Annotated in this window: 3 protein-coding genes; 1 reads left to right on the forward strand and 2 read right to left on the reverse strand. The window is 60.0% G+C overall.

Going from position 1 to position 5,163, the window contains the following annotated elements:
- Positions 1-72: 72 nt before the first annotated feature.
- Both ACM9LZ_RS25490 and ACM9LZ_RS25495 read right to left on the reverse strand, forming a co-directional pair.
- Complete coding sequence (locus tag ACM9LZ_RS25490; protein ID WP_416622310.1) at positions 73-3,075, reverse strand: Tn3 family transposase; 3,003 nt, start codon at positions 3,073-3,075, stop codon at positions 73-75.
- On the reverse strand, positions 3,075-3,632 hold the full coding sequence (locus ACM9LZ_RS25495; protein ID WP_416622311.1) for a recombinase family protein: 558 nt from the start codon (positions 3,630-3,632) through the stop codon (positions 3,075-3,077). The genes ACM9LZ_RS25490 and ACM9LZ_RS25495 overlap by 1 nt, the downstream gene beginning before the upstream one ends.
- Positions 3,633-3,940: 308 nt before the next feature.
- Here ACM9LZ_RS25495 and ACM9LZ_RS25500 point away from each other — a divergent pair, with 308 nt between their 5' ends.
- The gene (locus ACM9LZ_RS25500) at positions 3,941-4,159 is read left to right on the forward strand and encodes a hypothetical protein (protein ID WP_416622312.1); all 219 of its coding nucleotides are present in this window, start codon (positions 3,941-3,943) and stop codon (positions 4,157-4,159) included.
- The last annotated feature ends 1,004 nt before the right edge of the window (positions 4,160-5,163 follow it).

The following is a 5,163-nucleotide window of genomic DNA, read 5'->3' on the forward strand; positions in this document are numbered from 1 at the left end:
CGGGGGCCGGGTAGCAGCGGAACAGAAAACCTAGGTAAGGCCGCGGCGGATGCTGGCTGACGGCGTTACCATTCAGGCGTCCTCATAGGCCAAGGCCACCGGACTGCGCAGTGGCCGCAGTTCACCCCGAGCCACCGGCTCGGGCAGGGTGAAGGCGTAACGGCCGAGCATGTTGATGTGCTCATGGGCGAGCGGCGACAGGCGGGCCACATCCTCGTTGCGAACGTCGAAACCTTCCATCCGCAGTTGGTCAAGCGCGGCGTCCATGTAAATCGTGTTCCACAGGATGATGGCGTTGACGACCAGACCAAGGGCGCCGAGTTGGTCCTCCTGACCTTCCCGGTAGCGCTGACGCAGTTCGCCCCGCTTGCCGTGGAAGACGACGCGGGCGAGTTGGTGGCGGCCCTCACCACGGTTGAGCTGGGTGAGGATGCGGCGGCGATAGGCTTCGTCGTCGATGTAGGCCAGCAGATAGAGCGTCTTGATGATCCGGCCCAGTTCCTCCAGCGCCCGTGCCAGCCGGGTTGGACGGTCGTTTGTCTGGAGCGTCCGCATCAGCCCGCCGGCCTGCACGAGGCCCAGCTTGAGCGAGCCGGCCAGGCGCAACAGATCGTCCCAATGCTCGGCGATGAGGCCCGTCCTCACCTTGTGCGCGGCCAGCTTGTCGAGGGGGCCGTAGTCGGCCGCCGGATCGGCCCGCCAGAATCGGGCGCCGCCGACATCGGCGATCCGCGGGCTGAACTGGTAGCCGAGCAGCCAGAAGATGCCGAAGATCACGTCCGTGTAGGCGCCGGTGTCGGTCATGATCTCGGTCGGCTCCAGCTCGGTCTCCTGTTCCAACACGACGCTCAGCAGCACCAGGCTGTCGCGCAGGGTGCCGGGCACGGTGATGGCGTTCAGGCCGGTGAACTGGTCGGACACGAGGTTATAGTAGGTGACGCCGCGCTCGGAGCCGAAGTACTTCGGGTTGGGGCCGGCGTGGATGGTGCGCACCGGTACCACGAAGCGCAGCCCGTCGGCGGAGGCGACATCGCCGCCGCCCCACCGCCGCGCCAGGTCGATGCCGTTCTGGGCGGCAACAAGGCGGGCATTGGCCAGGGTCAGGGTTTCTGCCCGCAGATAATTCTGCCGAACCCAGCTCAGGCGCGACCGCCGGAGCGCCGGCAGGTCCGGGCGCACCAGCGGTTCCAGGCCGGTGTTGCACGCCTCGGCCAGCAGCATGGCACACAGCGTCGTCGGCAGGTCCTGCGCCCGCGCCTCGGCTTCGCTGGCATGGGTGAAGGCGCCAGCGAAGCCGGTCCGGGCATCGATTTCCAGCAGCAATTCCGGTAGATCGACACGCGGCAGGCGCGCTGTCACGGCGTCCCGCAGAGCGACGAGGCTGGCCGGCTCGTCGAGGCGGTCGAGGCCGGTCAGCACCAAGTCCTCGTCGGTGCCATTCCGTTCGATGCGGATGCCGGCATTTTGAGGAAGGTTGACGGTCACCGTTCGGAACGCCTGATCGAGCCGCTCGGTCAGTTGACCGATCTCTTCGCCCGCATTCTGCGACTTTCCCAGCGTGCGGCAGACGGTTGGCCGCGCGGCCTCCCAAGCGGCGCCGTCGAGCAGGCCGATGCGGGGATCGGCGAAGCGCAGACTCGGCGTCGCGAACACGTCACGGCGCCGAAGCGCGCCGCGCAGTCGATCGACCAGACAGAGGGTCCAGGCGCGCCGATCGAGAACACCGTTCCGGGTCACCCGGCGTTCCCAAGACTTCGGCACGAACTCCGTGGGCCACGGCGCACCGCGGGCGCCGCCGTCCTCAACTGTCCGGAGGTGCTGCAGGGCCTTCAGTACCGGGCGTCCGGCCGGCATGGCGCCCAGGCCGACCACGCGCACGAAGTGTGGCAGGAAACGCCGGATGCGGCGGTGCTGCGCCAGCAACTCGTCGAAGTAGGGATCGTCCGGCGGCTTGGTCAAGCCGTCCACCTGTGCTACGGCGGCTTCCAGGGCAGCTTGCGGGACGGCCGCGAAGACCGCGGCTCGCAGATCGGCGTCGCCGACAGCGTCGTCGAGCACCAAAGCACAGACCCTGCTCAGGGTGCGCGCGGCGGCGTCGAGGTCGCCCAGGCTGCGCAACCGCGCCTCCCGGCCCTTGCGGACAGCATCGACGAACATTCGGGTGACGAGCAGGTCGAATAGGTCGAGCACATCGTCCTGCGCGCTTGCCTCCAGCGCCCGGAGAAACGCCAGCAGGGTGGCGGCGCGGCGCTCGTCCGGCAACCGGGCAACCGCCTGGGCCTTGGCGACGCCGGCGAACCGCGCCAAAGCCAGGATGCGGGTTTTCGGTAGATGGTTGGTGAGCGGCAGACCAGCCACGAGGTGCCGCACCTCGTCGAGGCGCTCGATCGCGCGCACCAATTCATTGGTGCTTTGCAGGGTCGGTCCCGAGCGGAGCCGGTCCATTGGGCTCTGTCGCTCCCCCTCCGGCACCACCAGTAGGGCGTCGAGCCGCGCCTTCTGCTCGGGCGTGATCCGGGCCGCCAGCAGGCGCCACAGGCGGCTATTGGCACGGGACCGCACCCGCGCGACGGTCCGTTCGAGCACGCTCGCCCCCGGCAGCAGCACCTTGTGCGTTACCAGCCAGGCCGTCGCCTGGTCGAACAGGGCCGTCGGCCGATCGGTCCCCGTCCAGCACAGTGCGTAGAGCCAACGCTGGAGGCGCCATTGCGCGGCGGAATTCGAAAAATCGCGGTAGCCATAGCGTTTGCGGATTTCAATCGGGTGTCGCCAACGCCATTGGCTGGCTTGGTATGCGTCGAGCGCTCCGTTGACGGGCACGCCAAGTTGGTCGCCAAGGAAGCCGACCACGCCCGGCGGTACCTTGCATGGATCTTCAAGAAACGTTCCGAGAAACCGCACCGTGCCGAGTTGAACGGCGCAACCGAGCCGCATGTGGGGGCCGCGGTGCGCCAATATGAACGCGCGGTCCGCGTCATCGAGGTGGAAAAACCGGGCCAGCTGCTCGGCGGACACATCGGCCGGAAACTGGCCGTACCGCCCTTCCTGTTCCGGGGTGAGAAAGCTGACCGGCATCAGGTTCGATCGGTGCCGGCGAGCACTCGATAAACGGATGCGCGCCCGATCCCGAGCCGCTGGGCGATGGCGGTTGGTCCCAGCTTCTCTTCGGTCCGCAAGCGCCAGACCTCCGCCGGGTCGATCGACGGCTTGCGGCCCTTGTAGACTCCCTTGGCCTTGGCGCGCGAGATGCCCTCCATCTGGCGCTCCCGGCGTAGGTTGGTTTCGAACTCGGCGAACACGCCGAGCATGTCGAGAAATGCCTTGCCGGCCGAGGTTGAAGTGTCGATGGGCTGTTCGGTCGCCTTCAGTGCCACGCCCTTGGCGCGCAGCTCGTGCACGATGTCCTGGAGATCCTTGATCGACCGTGCCAAGCGATCGACGCGGGTGACCACCAGCGTGTCACCGGGGCGGAGGAACTGGAGAAGCAAAGCGAGTTCCGACCGGCCGGCGCGGGTCGTGCCACTCGCCTTCTCCGAGCGTATGACCTCGCACCCGGAATGGCGAAGCGCCTCCTCCTGGATCGCGACGTCCTGATCCAGCGTGGAGGCGCGGGCGTAACCGTAGACCGCCATGAATCGTCTCGTTTGCTTCTAAACCAGCAAACGGTAACGTCTCGCTCATGCGAAATCCATCCAAATGAGACGCTGAGGATCGTCTCACGACGCTGTGTCGTATGGGTATACCCCACCGGAACACGAGAAAGAAAATGGGGGAATTGCTGGGTTTCGGCCATTTCCTTGAAAATCTTTCCCTCTTATACCCGCCTCAGATACGCAATAAGCAAATGTATTATCTTCAAGTTTTATCAGCATCTATGTACACTGTCGGGCGCTGCTTTGGCGTATCAATGATACATTATTGGCTGCAAAGGAGGTTATTTATGAGCGCGAAGCGTCTTGAAGAACTGAAGAGAGAGAGGGGCAACATGATTTCGATAAGGAATGAAACTAATAGGAAGCTGAGCGGCGCCAAGACCGATGATGAGAAGAAGAAATATAGAGAAGCAATTCATGGCTGTGATTCTGAAATATCAAGAATGGAGAGAGAGATCGATAAATTAGAAAGAGAAGTAAGAAAAGGAGGACTTAGTTATTTATAAAAATTAAAAAATATCCATAAATTTGTATAACTCTAACAGTTATAAGCGACACGGTCTATAAGTGCGACGGTTTATCTTCTGCAACAGCATTTGAATGATCTTGTGTCGCTTTTTTTGCACAAAAATCCGGACATACCACTTATACCTATGGATGGACAAAAGTTATGACTTACGACTACTATGTTGAGCCGTGCCAGCACTGCATAAACCGAGCGAGAAATGGAGCTGATATTTCATCATGTGGATGGTGTGAATCTGGGGAGGATACCTATTATCGCTCATCTAATGATTACCCAGGAAATCTTATAAAGATCCCGGCCGATGGCTATGGATATCCACACCACTTGAGTCCCATCCAGAGCGAAAATATTATAAAAATGGCCGCCATATTACGTCACTGGATGGAACCGTCCCTATACATGCTTCACAGGAGACTTCTTCTGAATCTAGAAATATAAGAAAAGGCATTGAAAAGCATGAGAGAATAGCTTTGGCTTTTATGCTTTCGTATGCCTCCATTACCTCTATTAAACATGGATTCAACTGGGGACCCAGTGAGGCACTCAATGGGTTAAAAATAATTTTGAAGCCAGATGGTATTAAAAACATTACAGATTTTATTTTTCATATTTCATTTTTAATAATGATATTGGCTCCAGGAGCTTTTATATTTTATTTTATAATAAAAAAGGCGTTTGGCCTCGGACCGGAAATCGATATTTCTAGGGACTGGGCGGCATTTATTTGCATAGGGATATTTATTATTTTGCCGATAGCTAACAGATACATTTTGTGAGACGCCATTCATTTGTAACTGCTTCTGTAATGGGCCGTTTGGCGTCAAGCCCAAGAATGTGAAACAGCACGCAGGTCGGGCCTTGAGGGACCTCATATTTTCAACAGGTTACTGTGTCGATCGGCGTCGAAACCCCGTGCCGTTTCACAGGCAGACAAGCGTGAGAGCACCTTACCTAGGTTTTCTGTTCCGCTGATACTCAGATCCC

The organism is Niveispirillum fermenti (assembly GCF_048066175.1).
In the GTDB taxonomy this organism is placed as follows: domain Bacteria; phylum Pseudomonadota; class Alphaproteobacteria; order Azospirillales; family Azospirillaceae; genus Niveispirillum; species Niveispirillum fermenti.